Origin of the sequence: uncultured Campylobacter sp. (genome assembly GCF_938041645.1) — a bacterium.
Lineage (GTDB): Bacteria > Campylobacterota > Campylobacteria > Campylobacterales > Campylobacteraceae > Campylobacter_B.
Genome location: NZ_CALIST010000019.1, coordinates 17,372 through 38,420 on the forward strand (window position 1 = coordinate 17,372; position 21,049 = coordinate 38,420).

The window sequence follows — 21,049 nt, forward strand, 5'->3', positions numbered from 1 at the left end:
CTAGGATTTACTTTTTGGCTATATAATTCGCGAACTTTTTTTTAAAGGAGAAAAAATGAGACGAATTGTATTCTCGTCATTAGCGGCAATCGCGATTTTAAGCGGATGCAACCAACCTAAGGCCGATACGGCTCCGCAGCAAAAGCAAGAGTCTGTAGCGCACACGATCGTATTTCTACTCGGAGAGACCGGAGATAAGCGCATCAGCCTTAGCTCGAACGATATGTTCGCAACGGGCGTGTTAACCGACGAAAAAGGCAAAAAGCATAATCTTAAACGCGCGGCTTCCGCAAGCGGCATAATGCTTACGAACGACGAAGGTATCGAGCTTCTTTTCAAACGTGGAGAGGGAGTGTATACGCCGGGCAAAGGCAAGAAGGATATTCCGGTAACCTACACCGAGCACGAGCACAAAAGTGGCGAAATGATGTAGCCGCAGCTGGGTTAAATTTAAGCGCCCGCAAAAGCGAATTAAATTTAGCCCCTCAATTCTAATTTCGACTTCTTTATCCGTAAAATTTAACTCTTGTTTCGATCTCTTTGATCTGCGATAATATTTAATCTTTTATTTTCGCTTCTTTCATCTATGCAAATTAAGCTTTTTTGTGAATTTAAGCTCGAGTGCGTTAAAAAATAAGTCCCTAAATCCCTAAATTCTACAAAATATCCACTTGATCTGCGCTTTAGCAGCGAATTTTTTGATTTTCAACCAAATTTCACTTCAAATTCGCTAAACTGCGCTGAAATTTTAGCAGACCGGTGTAAATACGGCGCAAAACAGATCATTTAGCGAGATTGCCGCATGGATAGCATTAAATTTTACCTAAACGATTACGAGGTGGACGGCCGGAGCCTTACCGAAGTCGTCGTTGCGATAAACGGCGAGCCTCTGCTTGAGCTGATTAAGCGGCGCGAGCAAAGCTTTGCCGCAAAGGACGGGCAGGCCAGCATCGCGGGAAGCTATGCTTATTTGAGCTTGATTGATTTTGAGGAACTATTTTTGCGCGCCGCGCTTGAAGCCGATTTGACGCAAGATGAGCGAGATGTCGTGCTGCTGGGCTGCCCGTGCGTGATCTGGAGCTGCTGGTATCTCGCGCTTAAGATTAAATTTGAAACGGAGACGGTTAAGCTTTACGAGTTTAAAAACCTGCGCCGCAAAGATTGGCAGTATGGGCTTGAGTTTAAATTTGACCGCGTGAGCTTTGTGAGCGAAATTTCTAAAATCGCCTCTTTTAATAAGCTCTAAAATTCAGTAAATTTTAACGGCGCTCTCGAAACTGCACCGAAACAAACCTATCTTTGCCTCGGCAAAATTTAGCTTTAAAGCGAAATGGCTGCCGCACAAGCTCATAAGATTAAAATTTTTGCCTCGCCGCTGCGCAAAACATCCAGCAAAATATCATAAAATTTGCCCAGCCTTAGTTTTAAAATTCCGCCCCTTTTGATGACGACTAAGATCCGTCCGCCCCGCTCGCCAAGCGCGTCGTAAAGCGCGTCTAAATTTGCGATGTATTCGGGCTTGAAATCCAGCGCTGCGGCAAACAGCGCGAAAATTTGATCTTTGCGCCTAATCTTTGCACCGTCGATGATGATCTTTGCTGCGCGGCACGTCTTAAAATTTAAACTCATTGCACGCGCTCGAAGCTTTCGTAATGATCGGCGGTGTAGAAGATCAGCCCGTCGTTTGAAAATATCAGCCGCTTTGCGCCGCGCGAGCCGCCGCGATACTCGATGTCGCATTCGCGCCAAATCCGCCCCTTTTTATCAGGTAGTCTGCGCTCAAAATTGCCGAAGCGATCGCCGCCGATGCTCTTGCCGCGCGCGTATCGCCACAGATCGCCGCCCTGCCAGCCAAGCTCACCGGCCTGCTTTTTCGTGATGAAATTTTGCGGCAAAGTGCCCGTACGGCGAATATGAGCGCTCACACACTCCCTGCTTATGCAGGGCTCGTCCGCGAGCTGATTTTTAGAATTTGCGGCGAGATTTTGAGATTGCGAAGCTTCATAATCTGCGCTAAGCCGCCTGTGGACGTCCGCTTCATTTTTAGGATTTGTCGCGGCGGGCTCGTTTTCTCGCGGATGAGATTTTAAATCTCCTAGATCTGCTCCGCCGTCTGCGCTTCTTGCCCCGCTCTCATCTTTTGCGTCGGCGCTGCTTGCAGGATTTTCGGAACTTGAAATTTTACGATCGGTGCCGCTTGCAGAATTTTGCACGCCGCTTTTACGCGACGCAGCATCCAGGGTTTTGGAGGTAAAAATCCGCTCATCTTTAGTCGTAGGACTGCGCGAATTGGAGATGAAATTTAGCGCTAAAAGAAGTACTGCAAAAATTGCGAGCGGGATCAGCTTTTTTGCCACCGCTAGCCTCTTTTGCGGGTCGCAAAGCGAAAATAGAGCACGATCGCCGCTACTATCGCGCCTAGAGCCAGCGGAGCGATCCACGGCGCGTCCTTGACATGCGCATAGAGCCCGCGCACGAAATCGCCCGCGTAGTAGCTCAGTAGCCCTACCACAAGCGCCCAAATGAGCGAACTTACGGCGTTGATGACGCTAAATTTTAAAAACGAATATTTTGTGATACCGATCGCGATCGGTACGAGGGTTTTGAGGCCGTAGATAAATTTTTTAATCAAAATGATGCGGTCGCCGTATTTTCGAAACAAAATCTGTGCCAGAGCGAGGTTGCGGCGCTGTTTGCGCAGATATGGCATGATCTCTTTTTTATTGTAGCGGCTTACTAAAAATAGCCCAGAATCGCCTATGAAGTTCGATACGCAGGCGATTACGATGCATAAGACGATATTGAGCTCGCCGGCCGAGCTTAACACGCCCGCCGCCGCAAGCGCCAAAAATCCGCCGCCCAGCGAATATAAAAACAGTATCAGATACCCCCACGTATGGAGGTTTGCAAACATCGAATCCATCGAATCCTTTCATTAGATCGTATAAAATTCTATAAATTTTGACTAAAGCAGCTTTAAATTCGGTGCGAAAATTTCACTATAACGTCCCACGACGCTACTTGATTTCGCTGCGACATTAAATTTAAAATTCCGCGCAGCTGCCGCAAAATACAAAATTTCGCCGCAAAATATTAAGCGAAATTTTAAAATAAAATTTCTAGACATCAAGTAAAATCACCGCAAAATTTAGCGGTAAAATTTTGCGACTATAAATTTAACGACAAAATTTCGACTTCTTTAGAATTCAAAGCAACTTGCGAATTACGCAGGATTTATGCGATATCCTCAAATGCCTCCTACCCCGCGAATTGCAATAAAATTACGCACCTAAGTCTATTATTCTGCAGAAATCACGCGAGCAAAATTCCAAGCCGCTAATAAAACGCCCATAAAGCAAAATTTTTCGCTAAGCTATGCGCCTTAGCATTTCTAGCTAAATTTTACTCATCTGCGCCAATTACTCGCATCAAAAGCGCATAGCCCTCAGTATTTGGATCAAAAGCGCGATCATTTTTGGTCTCCAGCACCGAGCCGCCCAGGCTCACGCCCGCGAACAGCCCGCCTTTGTTCGTAAAGACGTACATATCCTGATTTAACACGTCCAGTGCGCCCGAATCCGCGCTGTAATTGCCCGCGACCGCCGTCGCATCGCCCGAGAGCGTGATTTGGGATTTTCGCATCTTTTCGATCACATCGTCGTTCATCACGAAAATGACTAAATAATTATCCTCGTAACCGATCTGAAGTCCGATGCTGGCGCTGCTGATCTCTGCGCCGCTTACGCTGCGCGCGCCGTCATTATTGTAGACGATGATCCCCTCGCCGTACATTCCGCCTATGATGAAGCCCAGCTTTTTGACGCTCGGGAAGATCACGATCGCGCGGGCTTGCTGCGCTAGATATTTGTACTGCGAGTTTGTGCGCATTACCGACGAATAGGCGCTTGCGCTGTTGATGATGAGCTCATCATCGGCAAATGCCGCGTTAAAAAGCAAAAATAAAGCGATTATAAATTTTTTCATTTCATACTCCTTATTTGGCTATCTCGACCGCGCGAAGCTCGCGTATGACGTTAACCTTAATTTCGCCTGGGAATTGAACCTTATCTTGGATCTCCGAAGCGATCTCTTTAGCGACCAAAACCGCCTCATCGTCGTTCATAAGCTTGGCGTTTGCGATGACGCGGATCTCGCGACCTGCGTTGATCGCGTAGGCTTGCTTGACGCCGGTTTTACTCATCGCGATCGCTTCGATGTCGCTAACGCGTTTTAGATAGCTTTCTAGCACCTCTCGTCTAGCGCCCGGGCGCGCGGCGCTTAGCGCGTCTGCGGCACAGACTGCGGCGCTTTCTACGCTGGTGGCCTCCTCGTGGCCGTGGTGGGCGTAGATGGCATTTATCACCACGGGATGCTCTTTATAACGGCGGCAAACTTCGGCGCCCAGATCTACGTGCGAGCCCTCGTATTCGTGAGTCAGCGCCTTGCCGATGTCGTGAAGTAAGCCCGCCCGCTTGGCCAGCTTTTGATCTCCGCCCGTTTCTGCGGCGATGATGCCCGCAAGATGTGCGACCTCAAGGCTGTGCGCAAGGGCGTTCTGCCCGTAGCTGGCGCGAAATTTAAGCTTGCCGATGAGTTTTAAAATTTCGGGGTGAATTTTGCTAAGGCCTAGATCCATTACGATATTTTCGCCCTCTTCGGCGATGCTAGCTTCAAATTCGTCGCTTACTTTTTTGTAGATGTCCTCGATGCGCGCAGGCTGAATTCTGCCGTCTTCGATAAGCGTTTCGATGACGCGAACGGCGATGGCGCGGCGGTAGAGATTGTGCGAGCTTACGATGATCGCATTCGGGGTATCGTCGATGATGACGTCCACGCCCAAGGTCATCTCAAGCGCCTTTATGTTGCGCCCCTCTTTGCCGATGATGCGGCCTTTAAGCTCGTCATTTTTGATATTTACGACATTGATAAGTCGCTCTGCCGCAAATTCGCCCGCAAAGCGCGACGTAGCCTGCGCCAAAATATAATTTGCCTTTTTTCGCGCCTCTTTTTTGGCTTCCTCTTCATATTTTCGCACGATGTGAGCGATGTCGGTGCGGCTTTGCTCCTCGACCTTCTTAAGCACCTGCGCGCGCGCTTCATCCTGCGTAAAGCCCGCCACGCGCTCCAAAACTTTAAGCGCTTCAGCCAGCTTCTCTTCATAGCTTTTCTTTAAATTCGAGCCCTCTTCGTAGAGGAATTTAGCCTCTTTTTTGGCGCTTTCGAGCTCTTTTTTGCTGTCTTTTAAAATTTCTTGCTCGGTTAGGAGTGCGCGCTCCTTTTTGCCGAGCTCGTCAAATTTAACGTTAAATTCCTTCTGTAGTTTGCTTGATTTGTCGTCATATTTTTTCTTCGCTTCAAACTCGGCTTCCTGCACCGAAATTTTAGAATTTCGCAAGATGCCCTCGGCTTCAAATTCTATCGCTTTAGCTTTGGCTTTGGCTTGTTCTACGAAGAAATCGTAATTGGCGTTATTGATCTTTCTAGCTACTAAGTATCCTATGCCAGCGCCCACCGCAAGAGCGCACAAGGCGATTATAATATCTATCATACTTTCCTCTTTTTAGGTAATTTTGGTTCGGAGTTATGTAAAAATCGCCCTTTACGTCGTGATCAAGCGATAAAATTTCGCTGCAAAAGCAGTCTTTTATACTCACGAACGCGATTGCGGGCTTAAGCTTCAGACCTGAAAAAAACATATCGTAAAATCCTTTCCCATGTCCTATTCTAGCCATTGCGCCATCCACTCCGATAGCTGGAACCACGGCTAGATCGACCTTTTTAAAATACCCGTTTTGCGGCAGCGTCTGTCGCAACCCAAAGCGCGAAATTTTAAAAGGCTGGCGCAATCTTACCATTTTTAAACTAATATCCACCATAAACGGAACGTAAAATTCGCAGCTTTTTGATAGCTTTTTTCTTAAAATCAAAACATTCGGCTCGTAACTCATCGGCAAAAATATCAAAATTTTACGCGCTTTTAAAAATTTTATCAGCCGCTCAAGCCGCCATAAAAGTGCGTAATGCTCGCATCTAGCCACTCGCGCGGTGTGAGATTTTAGACGCGATTTGCAAATTGCTCTAAATTCATTCTTTTGCATAGCTTAAACCTTTTATAAAATTTTAACGCTTATTTTAGCTAGTTTTTGTATAATCTTGCGATTAAATTTTAAGGTTTATTATGAAATTTCGTTTTTTTCTAGCGCTTTTTACGGCTGTTTTGTTTCTTGCGGGTTGCGGCGATGATGAGGATAAAAAATCAAGCGATACCCCGACCGAGGCCAACGCCACGCAGCCGCAGTCCGAAACCGAAGCCGTGATCCAGGTCGATTATACCGCTCCTTTTACACTTCAGCTAAGTAACGGCAAAATTTTAAATATGCAAAAGACAAAGCAGGGTTTTCGAATCGATAATAACTCCACCGTAACGCTATTTGCATTTTTTACGCCGTGGTGCGACGCCTGCGCCGTGCAGGTAAGCGCGCTAAATGCCGCCAAACAAGCCTACTCCGGCAAGCTTGATATCATCGGCGTGATGATCGGTGATGCAAATTTAGACGATGCAAAAAATTATGCAAGCGCACACGAAGTAAATTACGCGATCGCTTACGGCGAAGGGACGGACTTTTTTACAAAGGCGCTAGGCGGCATAAACGAAGTGCCGTATATGGCGATATACGACGAAAAGGGCGAGTTTAGCGCGCAGTATTTCGGGCTGATGCCGGAAGAAATTTTAATGACCGAATTGGAGAAAATTTTCTGATGTTCGAATTTTTTAAAAAAGGGCTTAGCAAAACCATAGGCGCGATGCGAGGCGCGAAAAGCGAAGATAAAATTTCAAAAGAAATTTTAGAAGAGATGCTGCTTGAAGCCGACGTAGGCTACGAGCTCGTGGAGGAAATTTTAGAAAAACTGCCCGCAAAAAAACTGGCCTCCAAAGATGATCTCAAGGGCGTTTTGAAGGGCTATTTCGATTACGATATTGCGCGAGCTGCGGATGAAAAACCCTTCGTCGAGTTGATTTTAGGCGTAAACGGCGCAGGCAAGACTACTAGCATCGCAAAGCTTGCAAATTTATATAAAAATAGTGGCCAGAGCGTAATTTTAGGCGCATGCGACACCTTTCGCGCGGGCGCAGTCGAGCAGCTACGCAAATGGGCGCAAATTCTAAATTTGCCGATCGTAGCTACCGCGCAAGGGCACGATCCCGCAGCCGTGGCGTTTGACACCGTAAGCTCGGCAAGTGCCAAAAACATCGATCGCGTCCTGATCGACACTGCCGGACGTCTTCAAAATCAGAAAAATTTAGCCGCGGAACTAGAGAAGATTGTGCGCATCTGCGACCGCGCAAAAAGCGGCGCGCCGCACCGCAAGATCATCGTGCTCGACGCCACTCAGGGCAATCACAGCGTCGCGCAAGCTAGGGCGTTCAATGAGATCGTAAGGCTCGACGGCATCATCATCACGAAGCTCGACGGCACGCCCAAAGGCGGCGCGCTTTTCGCCATAGCGCGCGAGCTGCAGCTGCCGATACTTTTCGTCGGCGTGGGCGAGCGGATGGAGGATTTAGCGGAATTTAACTCGGATCAGTTCGTAGAAACGCTGGTGGATGGGATTTACGCTTAAACTCTGCGTGTCTGCGTAAATTTACATATTCTCGCCAAACAAGCTTAAATTTTACGCGCCGAAATGCTCGGCAAATTTTGCCGCTCGATTATCTTAGAATAAATTTTACTTAGAATTTTACGATTTTCGTTTTAGAATTTTACAAAATTTTTACTCACGTGCACTGCATGAAAAACCCGCTCACCCGCGTCCGCTCGCACCAAAACACGTACAAAATCCCGCCGCTGCCGAACATTGCCTCACCGCCTTGCTCGCAGCTTGGAAGCTCGCTGTCAAGCTGCATCAAAAACTCCATCTTTTCGCCGCATATCGGACAGCGCGGCACCTGCGCGCCCTGTATCCACGAGGGCTCGCCGCCGATGCGCGCGAGGTTTTGCCTGCTGTTTGACATCCCCCAGTCCTGAGCCGCCCAGCGCGCGGGTGTAGGCGCAAGCACGACCTCGCACTCCTTTATCGGCTCGTCCTGCACGTATTCGACTTGCGTCCGCTCGCCGATACGTCGCGGCATACCCTGTGCGTCGTGCTCGTAAAAGACTATCTCGCCCTCGTTTATCTCTCTAACATGCGCGGCGAGGATTAGGCGCGGCAGCGAGCGCACGGGCAAGTCGCGGGGCAGCGGATCAAGCGTGATGAGATGAAATAGCGGATTTTGCGCATCGCCGCCCGCCTCGTCCAAAACTCCGCCTAGCCTATATCCCGCCTCGCCGCCCTCAAACCACCAGGTCGGATGGTACTTCGCTAGATGCGCCGCATAAGGCGCGCCGAAGTAACTGCGCGGAAAGATTATGTGATACACGCGCTGCCCGCAATATCTTTTGAGCCTGAATTTCTCACCGCCAAAGCAAATTTCATCGTTCGGCGCTTTTTGTGATTTATCGGAGTTGGCTTCGTTTGAGTTAAATTCAGAGTCATATTCGACTGCGCCCGCTTTAAGATTTTGCTCGCTTGAGCTTGCTTGGCGTCGCCGTGTTTGAGCGCATCCATTTTTAAAATTTCATTTGCTGCCATTTGAGCTGCGCCGTCTGCGTCAAATTTAACCCGCTCAAAGGCAAATCCGACGGCCTCCAGCCAATAGCCGATATATTCAAGAAGGTCGCACGGACGATCGAAGAAATCCTCCGCAAGCGCGAACTCGCAGGCAAATTTCACGTTTCGAGGATCGCGGGTTTGCAACAGGCAGCTAAAAATTTTTTGCCGCTCATCTTCGCTCGTCTGCGGATCCGCAAGCTTCTCACGCCAGATTTGTGAGCTCTCGTAACTAAGCCCGCGCCACGGATACTCCGCGTAATACGCGCTCTCGCTCGGCTGCAATTTAAAAAGCTCACCCAGATACGGGTGCAAAAACGGCGCGAACTCGAGACTTGCCATGGCGATGACCTCTTCGGCGTTTTTCCAGCGCGCGCTTTTTTCATCTCTGCCGCGTTGCCGTGCGTTTTCGCCTGCGCTTTCGTCTGCCCGCGCCGAGCGTGCATTCTTTCCCGTCTGTGCCGCGCTTTCGTCCTGCTTCGTTTTGCGCCCCTCTGCCGCCTCCTCGCGTAAAATTTCAACCGCCGTGGCGATCAGAGCTTTAAAATCCTCCTTGCCTACATAGCCCAGAGCGTCCTTTAGCAGCGTGCGGCCGTCCCTCCGCCCGCGCAGCAGGCTGTCCGCTAGCTTAAAATACGCTGCCGCATCCCCTTGCAGCCGCCAAAACCTCTCATATAAACTGGACACTCTAAAGCCGTCGCGTTCAAAATCTCGCGCCAAGCTTAGCGCTTCGTCTCGCTTGCCCATCTTGACACCCTTGCTTTTGAAATTTTATTTTGATAATTCTAGCGTAAATTTAGGTTAAATTTTGAAGGCGACTTATTTTATATGTCGAAATTCTATGGAAAAATATGGGAGATTAAATTCGGCGGCGAATTAAAATTTAGAAGTACGCCGAGCCCCGTAGAGCCCGGCTAAATTTTAAAATAGCTCTTAAATTTAAAAGCTATCGTCTCTTTTTTCAAAAATCAGATGCAGCACGTAGCTCACGGCGAAGGTCAAGGTGCTAGGCACGATCCAGCCGAGCATCGAGTCATAAAACGGCATCATCTTCACAAACGACGTTACAAGCGGCACCGAAATCCCCAAAATATCAAGCCCGTTTATGACGCCCTCTACGACGCAGACATAGACGCAGGCGCGGTAAATCAGCTTGCTTGAATCGATCCACGGGTTGATCAGCGAGAGGATTATCAGCATGATCGAAATCGGATAGATAGCGACGAGGACCGGGATGGAGCCTTTGATGATGGTCGTAAGGCCGAAATTTGCGACTCCAAAGCCGATCACGCACCAAGCGATCGCCCAGGTTTTATATTTGATCTTGCCTTTCGTAAGCTCCTCGAAGTATTCGCTAGCCGAGCTTATAAGACCCAGCGTCGTGGTGATGCAGGCTAGAAAAAACGCGCTGCCTAGGATCACGACGCCAATTCTTCCGAAATAATGATCGCTTACTCGCGACAGAAGCTCCGCTCCGTTGATATTCGGCGTATCTTTGAAAAGCTCCGCGGAGGTCGCGCCCAGATAGCCCAGCATAAAATATATCGTCATCAGTATGACGCCCGACATCATTCCCGCTTTTACCGTGGAGGTGACGAGATGCTTCTCGTCGCTAACGCCGGTTGCTTTAATGGCGTTAATTACGATGATTCCAAATGCCAACGATGCAAGCGCATCCATCGTCTGATAACCCTCTACGAAGCCTTTTGCTGCGGCATGATCAACATACTCGCCGCTAGGAGCTACGAAACTTCCGATAGGAAACAAAAATCCCGCGCCGAAAAGTAACAAAATAAGCGCCAAAAGTATCGGCGTGAGGTATTTTCCTAGCAGATCGACGAGCTTTGAAGGGTTCATACAGATGTAATAGTTCAGCGCAAAATATGCCGCGGAATAAATAAATAGCCAAATTTGAAGGCGATCTTCCGCAATAAAAGGCTTAATCGCGATATCAAAAGGCATGTTTGCCGCACGCGGTATCGCAAAAAGCGGCCCGATAGTAAGATACAAAAGCGCGGTAAAAACGATCGCAAACACCGGATCTATGCGGCGTACCAGGCTCTGAAGCCCCTTGGCGCGCGCGATGCCTGCGACGCCTAGTACCGGCAGAAGCACTGCCGTAGCGCAAAAAAACATTATTGCGATATAAAAATTCTGCCCGGATTCCCTACCTAGACCTGGCGGAAAAATAAAATTTCCCGCACCGAAAAACATCGCAAATAGCGTAAGCGATATCGTCAGAAACTGGCTTCTACTAAGCTTGCCCTTCATCTTAAACCTTCTTTAAATAAAGTGAAATTTGTATTATAGTTATAAATGTTTAAAACATATTTAAATTTAGCTCAAATTTAGCCGCAAATCCTCCGTCTCGTGATTTTTGATCCCGCAAACAGCGCGCAGGGCGGCTAAAATTTTAAAAATTTTAAGTATAATTTCGCAAAGCTTGAGGCTAAATTTAGGCAAAATGAGCGAGGATAAAAATGGCAAAAGTTAAAACCACGATTTTTGAGTGTCAGCACTGCGGCAATCAGCAAAGCAGATGGCTCGGTAGATGCCCCGACTGCGGCGCGTTTGATAGCTTCGTCGAGCTCAAGCCTGCTCAGATCAAAGCGCTAAAAGAGATCGAGGGCGAGCTTGCCCGCGCCTCATCCGTAAGCGCCAAAGCGATCAGCGAGATACAGATCGAGCAAATTTCGCGCATCGACACCAAGGATAGCGAGCTAAATTTAGTCCTCGGAGGCGGCGTCGTGGAGGGCTCGCTCGTGCTAATCGGCGGCAGCCCCGGCATCGGGAAATCTACGCTACTGCTTAAGATCGCAGCAAATTTAGCAAGCGGCGGCCGCGCGGTGCTTTACGTAAGCGGCGAAGAGAGCGCTAGCCAGATCAAAATGCGTGCGCAGCGGCTGGGCGCGATAAGCGAGCAGCTGTTTTTGCTCACCGAGATAAATCTAAGCGCCGTGCTTGAAGAGGTGGAGCGCAGGGATTATAAGTTTATCGTCATCGACAGCATCCAGACGCTTTTTAGCGACAAGGCCCCCTCCGCGCCGGGCTCGATCACGCAGGTGCGCGAGATCACCTTCGAGCTGATGCGACTTGCCAAGGCGCGCGGAATTTCGATCTTCATCATCGGCCACATCACCAAAGAAGGCTCGATCGCAGGCCCGCGTATATTAGAGCATATGGTGGACGTGGTGCTGTATTTCGAGGGCGATGCGAGCAAGCAACTTAGAATTTTACGCGGTTTTAAAAACCGCTTCGGAGCTACGAGCGAGGTGGGGATTTTCGAGATGGGGCCGCACGGGCTTGTAAGCGCCAAGGACGTCGCGAGTAAATTTTTCACGCGCGGTAAGGCGGTAAGTGGCTCGGCGATCACGATCACGATGGAGGGCACGCGCGCGCTCGTCGTGGAGATCCAAGCGCTCGTGTGCGAGAGCGGCTACCCCAAGCGCAGCGCCACGGGCTTTGATAAAAACCGCCTCGATATGCTTCTGGCGCTACTTGATCGCAAGCTTGAGATCGGGCTTGGCGGATACGACGTCTTCGTAAACGTAAGCGGCGGCGTAAAAATCACCGAAACGGCGTGCGATCTCGCCGTCGTCGCAGCGATCGTAAGCAGCTTCAAAAACCGCCCGATCAGCAAAGAAAGCGTCTTCATCGGCGAGGTGAGCCTAAACGGCGAGATCAGAGAGATATTCAACCTCGATGCGCGTCTGAAGGAAGCCGCGATGCAGAAATTTAAAAACGCGATCGTCCCGATGAAGCCGCAAAACGCGCGGGGGCTTAAAATTTTTCACGCTACCGAGATCACGCAAATTTTAGATTGGATGTGAGGCGGCGCACGGTGAGTTCCAGCCTGGCGGTCGGCGTTAGCAGGCGGGTGAAAATGGACTTTGAGCGGCAAAGGGCGCGTTGCTTTCGCATGGGCGCGACGAGGGGGCGCAAGTGCGCTACTTTTTGCATGGCTCACAAGCAAGCGCAAATGAGCTTGATCGCTAAGGCGCGATTTTTGGAATTTCACGTATCGTAGCGGCTCAAAAATTCGTTTGAGCTTTAAAACGGCTCGGCAATGGTGCGGTTAAAATTTAATCATTCGCGCCGCATCCCAGGCCAATACAAGGCGAGTGCTTTGCGGCGCAAATTTTAAAATTTTGCCGCAATGCGGCGCAAAGCCAAGCCCGATAGGTCCTTGCGTCGCGCAAAATTCTATCGCGGCGCGCAGGACGTATCGCATGGGGCTAAGAACCGGTAAAATTTTAGCGGCGCCAAACTCTCATTCGCGGGTGCGGATACCACAAGCAAAGTATCGCGCGCCGAGCCGAATGGGCGCCGCCGTAGCACGTCGCAGCCCGAAAAGGCTTGCTAGCAAGACGCTATGCAAGCCAAAGCGCGCAGGTCCGCCTCACGTAGCCAAAAGACAAAGCCTACAAGGCGGCAAGATAGCAACGCAGCGAGAGCGCGATGAAATTTTAACGCAGACCGCATAAGCCGTCGGCAAAGCCTAATTCTACGGACAGGTTCCGCGGATAAAATTTCGCAAATTTAGCGCGGATAAAATTTCATAAATTTAAACGGAAAGGTGCGTATGAGCCCAAACGTAATCGTCAAATTCGTCATTTTGTTTTTCATCAAAGCCCGCAGCTTAAATGTCAAATTTAGCAGGCTAGATGCCATCGTATCGCGCGCTTACGCCAAATATGGGGTGCTGTTTAAGCTAAGCGTGCCGCTACTTGCAGCAGCATCGGTATTTGCGTTGTTTAACCTATACGATTTTGCCAAAGCAAACTATGCGCTGACACTCTTTTTGCTCGCTTTGGGCTCGCCCCTGCTTGCGTATGGCTTTTTTAAGGCGATAAAATCGGCGATGACCTTCGCGCTATTTGTGATCCCCTTTGCGGCGGTGTTTGCGATCATCGCGGTGACGGGCGCACAGAAGCTTGATAACTCGCTAAATTTTAACATCGTCTTTCCGCTATTTTTCACCCTCGTGTGGTTTGCGATGTCGGTGATCGCCGATGAGGACGTGGCGCAGATCATGAATAAGATCGTATCGAAGCTCTCGACGCTTTTCGTGACGATTTTCATCCTTTACAACTACGAGGCGCTACATGGGATTTTAACCGCAAGCTCGGGAGGGTATCGAGCGAGCGAGGATGAGCTAAGCGCGCTTGATCTGGTATTTATGACGATTAGATTTTTCACGCTGCCTTCGATTTTTACGTTGATGGTTTTTGAGATCAAAGATTATCTTTTTATCAGATACGACGCATTCGTGCAAGCTCAGCAGGAGCGTATGGAGGATTTAAAAAATTCCAAGGGCTCGAAGTAAAATTTTAAAGTTTAATTCAATCTAATTTTGCGCGCCTTAAATGCTCGCAAATACTAAAGATTGCGACCGCCGTGTGAATACTGGGCTTCGGCGCGGCGGCGGGACTAATAAAATTTGAAATGAGATTTTTAGGACAAAATTTTGAGATGGAATTTTAATGACGCACCGCTTATGCGGGGGTTAGGATTTAAAGCCGCAAAGCTTCAAATCCCGACCCACATCAAATTTAAAATTCTAAAAGAAGCTGTATATGTCGTCTAAAAGGAAGTATTTTTTATCGACGGTGCCTTTGTAGAAAGGCTCGAAAGTATCGTTATACGCTTTTTTGAAAAAGCCCTCTTTACTAAGCGAGATTAGCGCTTGATTGACGGCTTCTGCGAGATCTGCGTTGCCTTTTTGCATCGCGATGCCTAAAAATACGTTCTCGCCAAGACTTTTGATATTAACCTCGACGCTAGGATCTGCGACCGGATAGACCATCACAAATAGATTATCGTCGCACGCGCCGTCGATCTCGCCGCTTTTTAACCTCTTGTAGCAATCAGAGGAATTTTTGCAATACACTAGATTGTAGCCGCCGTCCTTTTGCATAAACGCTTCGCCCGTCGAGCCGCGAATGACGCCTACTTTCTTACCTCGCAGATCGCTCATTTTTTGGATATTGTCGCTTTTTCTGGTTAAAACTCCGGAATTTACCGAAAGATAGGGCATCGAAAACTCATAATTTTTCTTTCTCTCCTCAGTAACGCTTGCAGCCGCGATAAGCATATCTGCCTGATTATTTTGAATGGACGGAAAGCGCGCTTGCGCCGATACCGGTATGAGCTCGATCCTGCCGCCGGTATCGCCTAAAATTTTGCCTCCGATTGCATTAGCAAGCTCCACGTCAAAGCCCTCAAAGACGTTATCCGTAACTCTACTAAACGGAGGCTCGTTTTCATAAACGGCGATACGAATGACTTTACTCTGCTTTATTTGGCTTAAAGAATTCGCAAGCGCAAAGATGCAAGATAAAAGAATTAAAAACAGTGATTTTTTCATTCCAAATTCCTTTTTTATTAAAAAAAGCTGTAAAGATCGTCGAGTAAGAAATATTTTTTATCGACGGTGCCTTTATAGAAGGATTCGAAAGTATCCTCGTAAGCCTTTTTGAAAAAGCCCTCTTTGCTAAGCGCGATCAAGCCTTTATTGATCGCTTCTAGCAGCTCCGCGTTACCCTTTTGCACCGCGACGCCCAAGAATACATTATCGCCTAAATTTTTTATATTGACCTCGACTGCGGGATCTACGATCGGATAGACCATTACAAAAAGGTTGTTGTTGCAATACCCGTCGATCTCGCCACTTTTTAATCTCCTATAGCAATCAACCGAATCGTTGCAATAAGAAACATTATAACCGCCGTCCTTTTTGATATACGCTTCACCGGTAGTCTTGCGGATGATACCGATCTTTTTGCCCATCAGATCGCCTATTTTGTGAATATTTGAGTCTTTTTTCGTTAAAATTCCCAAATTCACCGTAAAATACGGCATCGAAAAATCCACGCTGCCTTTACGCTCTTCAGTGATACTTGCAGCCGCGATTATAATATCTGCCTGATTGTTTTGCAGCATCGGAAAGCGCACTTCGTTTGTTACCGGTATAAGCTCGATACGACCACCGCTGTTGCCAAAAATTTTACCGGCTAGCGCATTGGCAAGCTCGACCTCAAATCCCTCAAAGCCTTTCTCGCTCGACTTACTAAAAGGTGGCTCATTTTCATAAACGCCTACTCTGATAACCTTGCTTTGCTTTATTTCGCTTAAAGAATTCGCAAAAATAAAGATCGCCGACAATAGAATAAGAAAAAATGACTTTTTCATAATTTCCTCCTTGAATTTTAAATTTTTCGTAATTGTAATGTAAATTTTCTTAAAATTTCATTTTACTAGAACCGAAACTATTCCCTAAATTGCGAGTTTAGCGATAAAATTTCGTAACTAAAATTTCTAAACATAATGATAGGGGCTTTTTAAATTTTGCTACCTTGCATCAAGCTCCGCCTGCTCTCATTAAATTTTAGCGCTTCGCTATAAAATTCTGTGCGTCTATTAGCGCCATAAAAATAGCGCGCTGCTGCGAAATTCTATGGAATTTTATAAATTCTGCAACGACGCGTTAGTAAAATCTTACAATCTAAACCAAGCTCGCAAAGTCGGGCAAAATAGCAAGACTATGCGAGCCTTTTAAATTTTACCTAGCGAGAGCACACAGCTATGCTTACTGCAAGCAAATGCAGGCGAGCCGTACCGCTATGCCCGCCTAAAATAAGCTATAGAGGTCATCTAGCAAGAAATATTTTTTCTCCGCAGTGCCCTTGTAATACGGCTCGATAGTCTCGTCGTAGGTCTTTTTCATAAAGCCGTTCTTGCTTAGCTTGACTAGCTCGCCATTTAAGAACTCAAGCAGATCCTTATTGCCCTTAGAAACCGCAATGCCTAAGAAATCCGAAACGCCTAAATTCTTGATATTTACCTCGGTGTCGCTGTCGATTACAGCATAAGCTAAAACTATCAGATTGTCTGTCGCATATCCGATGCCCTTACCGTCCTTTAGCATTTTATAGCATTCGTTTGCAGTGGCGCAATTTATGATTTCAAAACCCTCTTTTCTAAAATACGCTTCGCCCGTAGTTCCAGTTTCTGCGATAATCGGCTTGCCGTGCAGATCCGATACAGTTTTAATCCTATCGCCAGCGCGGGTTAGCACGCCGATATTTACTGCAAAATACGGCGTCGTAAAATCAACTAGCTGCTTACGCTCATTTGTGATCGTAAAGGTCGCAAGCACCATATCTACTTTATTTTCTTCCAACGCTTTTAAACGCTCACTAGCCTTTACGGGTACGAATTCTACCTTGCCCGCCTTGCCACCGAATATATCTTTTGATAGCGCCTCGGCTAGGGTCACCTCAAATCCTTGAAATTTGCCGTCTTCAAATTTACTAAAAGGCGGTTGCGCCTCAAATACGCCTACGCGCACACTGCCCGATTGCCTAATCTCAGATAGGGTATTTGCCACTACACTACTTGTAAATAGCAATAAAATTCCCAAAATTATCTTTTTCATATCGTTCCTTTAATTACAATGATTAGCCTAGCCGCGCATTCGCGTCGCTTCGGCAAGCCGTCTTAAGCCGGTCGTATATTATTCGCTCACTTCTCCTTTCAATATTTTTTTAAAATTTCTTTACTTTGAAATTTTGCGGCGCATTTTACGAAAATTTCATTTAAAATACATTTAATCTGCGCCGTGATTTAGATCCCAGTCGATCTCTCCCAAGCCGTGCGCGCGCAGATATTCGTTGCATCTGCTAAAATGCCTGCAGCCAAAAAACGCTCCCCCCGCTAGCGGGCTAGGATGAGCGGCGGTTAAAATGAGATGCCTCTGCGCATCGATCAGCGCCGATTTTGCTTTGGCGAAATTTCCCCACAGCATAAAGACTAAATTTTGCCGCCTAGCGCTTAAAATTTTAATCACGGCGTCGGTGAAAATTTGCCAGCCGAAGCCGCTGTGCGAGTTCGCGCGGTTCGCACCCACGCTAAGGCTCGCATTAAGAAGCAGCACGCCCTGCTTCGCCCAGTAGCTCAGATCACCGCTAGCAGGCTCGCTGATACCCAGATCGCTCTTAATCTCTTTGTAGATATTTACGAGGCTGGGCGGAATTCGCACGCCGTGCGGCACCGAAAAGCTAAGCCCCATCGCCTGATGCGCGCCATGGTAGGGATCCTGCCCCAAAATCACCGCGCGCACCCGCTCAAACGGGGTGAGATTGAAGGCGTTAAAGATCAAATTTCCCGGCGGATAGACGATCTCTCGCGCCTTTGCGGCGAGCAGGTTTTCTTTGATCTTCGCAAAATACTCGCTTAGAAATTCCTCCCTAAGCGCCTCTTTCCAGCCGCTCTCGATCCTCACGGCGTCTAAATTTATCTGCATACCGACCCTTTAAATTTTAATAAATTAACGCTCTAATTTTACAATAAATTTTAAAAATAGTATCGCGACCAATTACAGATGCGTCCATTAATACCCCATTTTATTTATTTGAATTATATTAAGTTCCGGATAAAAAATAACCTCGTGATCATAATCGCTCGGTTGTCCCGATTCGTGCTCTTTTTTGTGCCATATTCGCCTTTTATCGTTCACTATTGCCGTTATATTTAAATTTTTGATTGAACCATATATCAAATACTCCCGACTGCCGGCATAATAATAAGACGGCATCGCCCACGATAGTTTAAATTCATGCAAATTTGTAGTTTCAGCTATACAGTCAGACTCGGAAACAAACTCGTAGCCCTCTTGCAACATTTTTTGTTGCGTCAAAGTAAAGGGCTTATCCGCCTTTATAAAATGCGCGTAACAGATACAAGTCTGTATTTTTTCACTACACGATAAAGGAGGACTTTTTTTGCGATAAATGAGCAAAGTTTCTCCCTTCGTATTTGTTAAGGCTTCAAATTTAGCCAAATTTTTATTTTCTATATATGAAAAATCCGTATTAAGGGGTGAAAATAGAAAGGCTATAAATAAAACAAACAATATCAATGCCGCAAACGATAATATCAATGATGCGAGTATGGCGATCTTGATGACTTTCCACAATGTTTTTAATATCTTTATTGTTTGCATTACAATTTAACTTCCCCTCTATTTTATAAATTTGCTGAGGTATTTATAAACCGCGCCGCTGATCTTAGCGGCTTTAAATTTTCATCGCGCAAGCTTGCTTCTAAGGTCGTAATACGGATAATCCATCGCCGCAGCGGCAGCCTCTCGCGCAGAGCCGCCTGCAAATTTTTCGATCACGCAAAGTCCAAGCTCAATAGAACTGCTCACGCCGCCAGCAGTGATGATCTCGCCTCCTGCGGGCAGGCTTTCGCGCACGAGCCGCTCATGCACCACGTCCGCGCAGTAAGGCGCCAGCAGATCGTAGCAAAACGGATGGGTGGTCGCGCGCTTTCCGCGCAAAAACCCCGCCGCGCCCAGAAGCAGCGAACCGGTGCAAACGCTAAACTTATACTTCGCATCGCGCGCGGTCGCGAGCCACGAGATGAAGCCCGCATCGTCCCTCAGGCGGCGCGTCGCCATACCGCCGGGCACAAAAACCGCATCAAAGCCGCCTAGATCCGTCGTAATCTCGCCCGCATCGATCGTAAGGTCGCCGCTATCCGAAACCTGCCGCTCGCGCGAGCAAAACCTCATCTCAAGCTGCGGGCGGACGGCTTTGAGCCTTAGCATACAATCGTAAAATCCCACAAAATCGAGATGCGTCTGTCCGCTAAACATCACAAGCGCTAGATTTTTCATGATCCGTCCTTTAAATTTATCGCTCGCCCAAGCTTTCGGTTTGCCGCCGCTGCAATTCTCGCCGCCGCAAGTCGTAAAAATGCGCGGCGGCTAAATTTTGATGCCGCAGGCTACCCAAAAAACCCGCTCAAACGAATTTTAAATTTTACCCGCATTGAAACTTGCAGAAATTTTACCGCCCGCGAATGAAATTTCAGAAGCGATTTAAAATTTGCGCGCCTTTTATTCCGCTTTACTCAGACCTGCAAAAGCCCGTAAGCCCGCATAATGCAGCCTTTTTGAAACATTCTCAAATTCTAAATTCCAAACTCCCTCGTCGTATTTCCATTCAAACGGCGTTTTGTAGCTTTCCCAAATTTTACAAGCCTGATTATTGACCTCTTTGGTGAGCTCCGCGATATTCAAAGCCTTGCCAGCCTCGCTCATCATCAAATGCCAGTTGTCCAAATCGGCGGGGTCGTCGGTATGGATGGATTTTTCGCGCGGCAGATAATACACAAAATCGCCCGTATCGAAGGGGAAGAGGGTGTGGCACAGCGCAATGCCGTAAATTTTTTGGGCAAATACGGTAGGAAGCTGCTCGTCCGAATAGCCGAAAGTTGAAACATATAAAAAGCTGCGCAAAATGCTCGCTAAATTTCTGCAAACCGGCGCAAAGGCGTATCTGCATACCTGCTGCGTTAAGGCGCCGTTTCGAATAAAACTTATGGCGCTATCGATCTCTTTTCTTCTTGCTTGCACGTATTTTATCTTTTTAAATCGCCAAGCCTGCATCAGCTGCAAAGAATTGTCGATAACTCGCAGATGCTTGTCTCTTTTTTCATCCGCCGTGCCGTTTAGCTCCGCGATCCTCGCAACAGCCTGCCTCCAAAACGGAATTAAGGTCTCCACCCATCCCAGGTAGCTAAGATAAAGCGCGTTCGGCTCCTCTTTTTCAAAAGCCGCTCTCATCTGCGTAAGTTTTATCATCGCAAGCCCCTTATATCAAAATTTTATCCCGCTCGCTACTCCTCGCCAGACGTCTTCTCTCCGCCCGCCATGCAGCTTTGGAATATAAATTTATGCTCCTGCGGCAGCGCTTCGTAAATTTTACCCGCAAGATCGCGGATCTCCCAAAGTGCGGCTTTGTTAGAGCGCAGAGCGAGGAAATTTTGCAGGCTGCGCGCGTTTATGCTCCAGCTAAGCTCGCTCTTGTAGCACTCTGGCAGGCAATATTTGGCGATATCAAGGCTGATTGGGGTTTGTAAGATTGCGCGTAGATTTTCAAGAGCCGCGATACTTGCGTTATCGACCGCTTCGTTACCGGTAAGCACGATGTATCGCGCGGCATTTTCGAAGTCTCCTTGCGCGAAGCTGTCCTCGCCGCGCAATTCTTTGAGAGTGTAGCGAGTAGATTTTACGCTAAGGCTTGCTAGGCGGTGGCGCGCCAGCTCCTGAAGCAGCGCGCGGGAGATGCCGCTGATGTAAAAGTTGTAGTAGAGGTGTTCGAGCGTGCTTGAGTGCTTGAGTTGATTGCCGACGCGGTCAATGAGCGCTAGGTCTTTGGCGCCGCCGCAATCGCTGCGCTCAAAGCTCTGCCAGCAGGTGCGGATCGCATTTGAACAGACCCAAAGCGGAGTGAAATTTAGAAGTTTGACTTGCATGTTTTGCCTTTGGTTTTGAAATTTTTGGATGATTTTAGCGTTTCGGGACTTAAAATTTAGCAGGGCTCGGCATTTG

Annotated in this window: 24 protein-coding genes; 7 read left to right on the top strand and 17 right to left on the bottom strand. The window is 47.8% G+C overall.

Annotated elements, in window-relative coordinates:
- Positions 1-55 precede the first annotated feature (55 nt).
- A complete protein-coding gene (locus Q0600_RS02670) occupies positions 56-433 on the top strand; it encodes a hypothetical protein (protein ID WP_297905289.1) in 378 nt (125 codons plus the stop codon).
- Between the two features lie 369 nt (positions 434-802).
- Positions 803-1,246, top strand: a complete 444-nt coding sequence (locus Q0600_RS02675) for a hypothetical protein (protein WP_298756605.1) — start codon at positions 803-805, stop codon at positions 1,244-1,246.
- A gap of 101 nt (positions 1,247-1,347) precedes the next feature.
- Here the strand turns inward: Q0600_RS02675 and Q0600_RS02680 are convergent, their stop codons facing one another.
- The 6 genes from Q0600_RS02680 to Q0600_RS02705 form a co-directional block, all read right to left on the bottom strand.
- Entirely contained in the window at positions 1,348-1,629 is a 282-nt protein-coding gene (locus Q0600_RS02680) for a barstar family protein (RefSeq protein ID WP_298756608.1), read from the bottom strand.
- A complete protein-coding gene (locus tag Q0600_RS02685) occupies positions 1,626-2,441 on the bottom strand; it encodes a ribonuclease domain-containing protein (protein WP_298756611.1) in 816 nt (271 codons plus the stop codon). Before Q0600_RS02685 ends, Q0600_RS02680 begins: the two co-directional genes overlap by 4 nt.
- The gene (locus Q0600_RS02690; protein WP_298756613.1) at positions 2,360-2,923 is read right to left on the bottom strand and encodes a DedA family protein; all 564 of its coding nucleotides are present in this window, start codon (positions 2,921-2,923) and stop codon (positions 2,360-2,362) included. Before Q0600_RS02690 ends, Q0600_RS02685 begins: the two co-directional genes overlap by 82 nt.
- Before the next feature lie 479 nt (positions 2,924-3,402).
- Positions 3,403-3,984, bottom strand: coding sequence for a lipid-binding SYLF domain-containing protein (locus tag Q0600_RS02695; RefSeq protein ID WP_298756616.1), 582 nt, complete (start codon positions 3,982-3,984; stop codon positions 3,403-3,405).
- Between the two features lie 10 nt (positions 3,985-3,994).
- Positions 3,995-5,548 carry a ribonuclease Y gene (gene rny, locus Q0600_RS02700; RefSeq protein WP_298756620.1) on the bottom strand — a complete coding sequence of 518 codons (1,554 nt, stop codon included), beginning with the start codon at positions 5,546-5,548 and terminating at the stop codon, positions 3,995-3,997.
- Positions 5,481-6,098 (bottom strand): 5-formyltetrahydrofolate cyclo-ligase, encoded by a 618-nt coding sequence (locus Q0600_RS02705; RefSeq protein WP_298756622.1) that lies wholly within the window; start codon positions 6,096-6,098, stop codon positions 5,481-5,483. Before Q0600_RS02705 ends, rny begins: the two co-directional genes overlap by 68 nt.
- Before the next feature lie 80 nt (positions 6,099-6,178).
- On the opposite strand from Q0600_RS02705, the gene Q0600_RS02710 reads away from it, so the two are divergent.
- On the top strand, positions 6,179-6,760 hold the full coding sequence (locus tag Q0600_RS02710; protein ID WP_297961990.1) for a TlpA disulfide reductase family protein: 582 nt from the start codon (positions 6,179-6,181) through the stop codon (positions 6,758-6,760).
- Complete coding sequence (gene ftsY, locus Q0600_RS02715; RefSeq protein ID WP_298756623.1) at positions 6,760-7,623, top strand: signal recognition particle-docking protein FtsY; 864 nt, start codon at positions 6,760-6,762, stop codon at positions 7,621-7,623. The genes Q0600_RS02710 and ftsY overlap by 1 nt, the downstream gene beginning before the upstream one ends.
- A gap of 154 nt (positions 7,624-7,777) precedes the next feature.
- Here the strand turns inward: ftsY and Q0600_RS02720 are convergent, their stop codons facing one another.
- From Q0600_RS02720 to brnQ, 3 genes are all read right to left on the bottom strand, one after another.
- Positions 7,778-8,419 carry a hypothetical protein gene (locus Q0600_RS02720; protein ID WP_298756624.1) on the bottom strand — a complete coding sequence of 214 codons (642 nt, stop codon included), beginning with the start codon at positions 8,417-8,419 and terminating at the stop codon, positions 7,778-7,780.
- On the bottom strand, positions 8,407-9,396 hold the full coding sequence (locus Q0600_RS02725; protein WP_298756627.1) for a hypothetical protein: 990 nt from the start codon (positions 9,394-9,396) through the stop codon (positions 8,407-8,409). Before Q0600_RS02725 ends, Q0600_RS02720 begins: the two co-directional genes overlap by 13 nt.
- A gap of 192 nt (positions 9,397-9,588) precedes the next feature.
- Positions 9,589-10,920 (bottom strand): branched-chain amino acid transport system II carrier protein, encoded by a 1,332-nt coding sequence (brnQ, locus tag Q0600_RS02730; protein ID WP_298756630.1) that lies wholly within the window; start codon positions 10,918-10,920, stop codon positions 9,589-9,591.
- Positions 10,921-11,129: 209 nt separating this feature from the next.
- Here brnQ and radA point away from each other — a divergent pair, with 209 nt between their 5' ends.
- The 3 genes from radA to Q0600_RS02745 all read left to right on the top strand — a co-directional run bounded on the left by radA (position 11,130) and on the right by Q0600_RS02745 (position 13,975).
- Entirely contained in the window at positions 11,130-12,479 is a 1,350-nt protein-coding gene (gene radA, locus Q0600_RS02735) for a DNA repair protein RadA (protein ID WP_298756633.1), read from the top strand.
- Positions 12,480-12,770: 291 nt separating this feature from the next.
- Positions 12,771-13,133 carry a hypothetical protein gene (locus tag Q0600_RS02740; protein WP_298756637.1) on the top strand — a complete coding sequence of 121 codons (363 nt, stop codon included), beginning with the start codon at positions 12,771-12,773 and terminating at the stop codon, positions 13,131-13,133.
- A 98-nt stretch (positions 13,134-13,231) separates the two neighbouring features.
- Positions 13,232-13,975, top strand: a complete 744-nt coding sequence (locus Q0600_RS02745) for a hypothetical protein (protein ID WP_298756640.1) — start codon at positions 13,232-13,234, stop codon at positions 13,973-13,975.
- Between the two features lie 234 nt (positions 13,976-14,209).
- On the opposite strand, the gene Q0600_RS02750 is transcribed toward Q0600_RS02745, so the two are convergent.
- The 8 genes from Q0600_RS02750 to thyX form a co-directional block, all read right to left on the bottom strand.
- Complete coding sequence (locus Q0600_RS02750) at positions 14,210-15,016, bottom strand: transporter substrate-binding domain-containing protein (protein WP_298756645.1); 807 nt, start codon at positions 15,014-15,016, stop codon at positions 14,210-14,212.
- A gap of 17 nt (positions 15,017-15,033) precedes the next feature.
- A complete protein-coding gene (locus tag Q0600_RS02755) occupies positions 15,034-15,840 on the bottom strand; it encodes a transporter substrate-binding domain-containing protein (protein ID WP_298756647.1) in 807 nt (268 codons plus the stop codon).
- A 439-nt stretch (positions 15,841-16,279) separates the two neighbouring features.
- Complete coding sequence (locus Q0600_RS02760; RefSeq protein WP_298756649.1) at positions 16,280-17,086, bottom strand: transporter substrate-binding domain-containing protein; 807 nt, start codon at positions 17,084-17,086, stop codon at positions 16,280-16,282.
- Between the two features lie 171 nt (positions 17,087-17,257).
- Positions 17,258-17,953 (bottom strand): uracil-DNA glycosylase, encoded by a 696-nt coding sequence (ung, locus tag Q0600_RS02765; RefSeq protein WP_298756650.1) that lies wholly within the window; start codon positions 17,951-17,953, stop codon positions 17,258-17,260.
- Between the two features lie 87 nt (positions 17,954-18,040).
- Positions 18,041-18,652, bottom strand: a complete 612-nt coding sequence (locus Q0600_RS02770) for a hypothetical protein (RefSeq protein ID WP_297918923.1) — start codon at positions 18,650-18,652, stop codon at positions 18,041-18,043.
- Positions 18,653-18,733: 81 nt separating this feature from the next.
- Complete coding sequence (locus tag Q0600_RS02775) at positions 18,734-19,330, bottom strand: DJ-1/PfpI family protein (RefSeq protein ID WP_298756653.1); 597 nt, start codon at positions 19,328-19,330, stop codon at positions 18,734-18,736.
- A gap of 222 nt (positions 19,331-19,552) precedes the next feature.
- Complete coding sequence (locus tag Q0600_RS02780) at positions 19,553-20,299, bottom strand: hypothetical protein (RefSeq protein ID WP_298756656.1); 747 nt, start codon at positions 20,297-20,299, stop codon at positions 19,553-19,555.
- A gap of 35 nt (positions 20,300-20,334) precedes the next feature.
- On the bottom strand, positions 20,335-20,973 hold the full coding sequence (gene thyX / locus Q0600_RS02785; protein WP_298756659.1) for an FAD-dependent thymidylate synthase: 639 nt from the start codon (positions 20,971-20,973) through the stop codon (positions 20,335-20,337).
- Positions 20,974-21,049 lie beyond the last annotated feature (76 nt).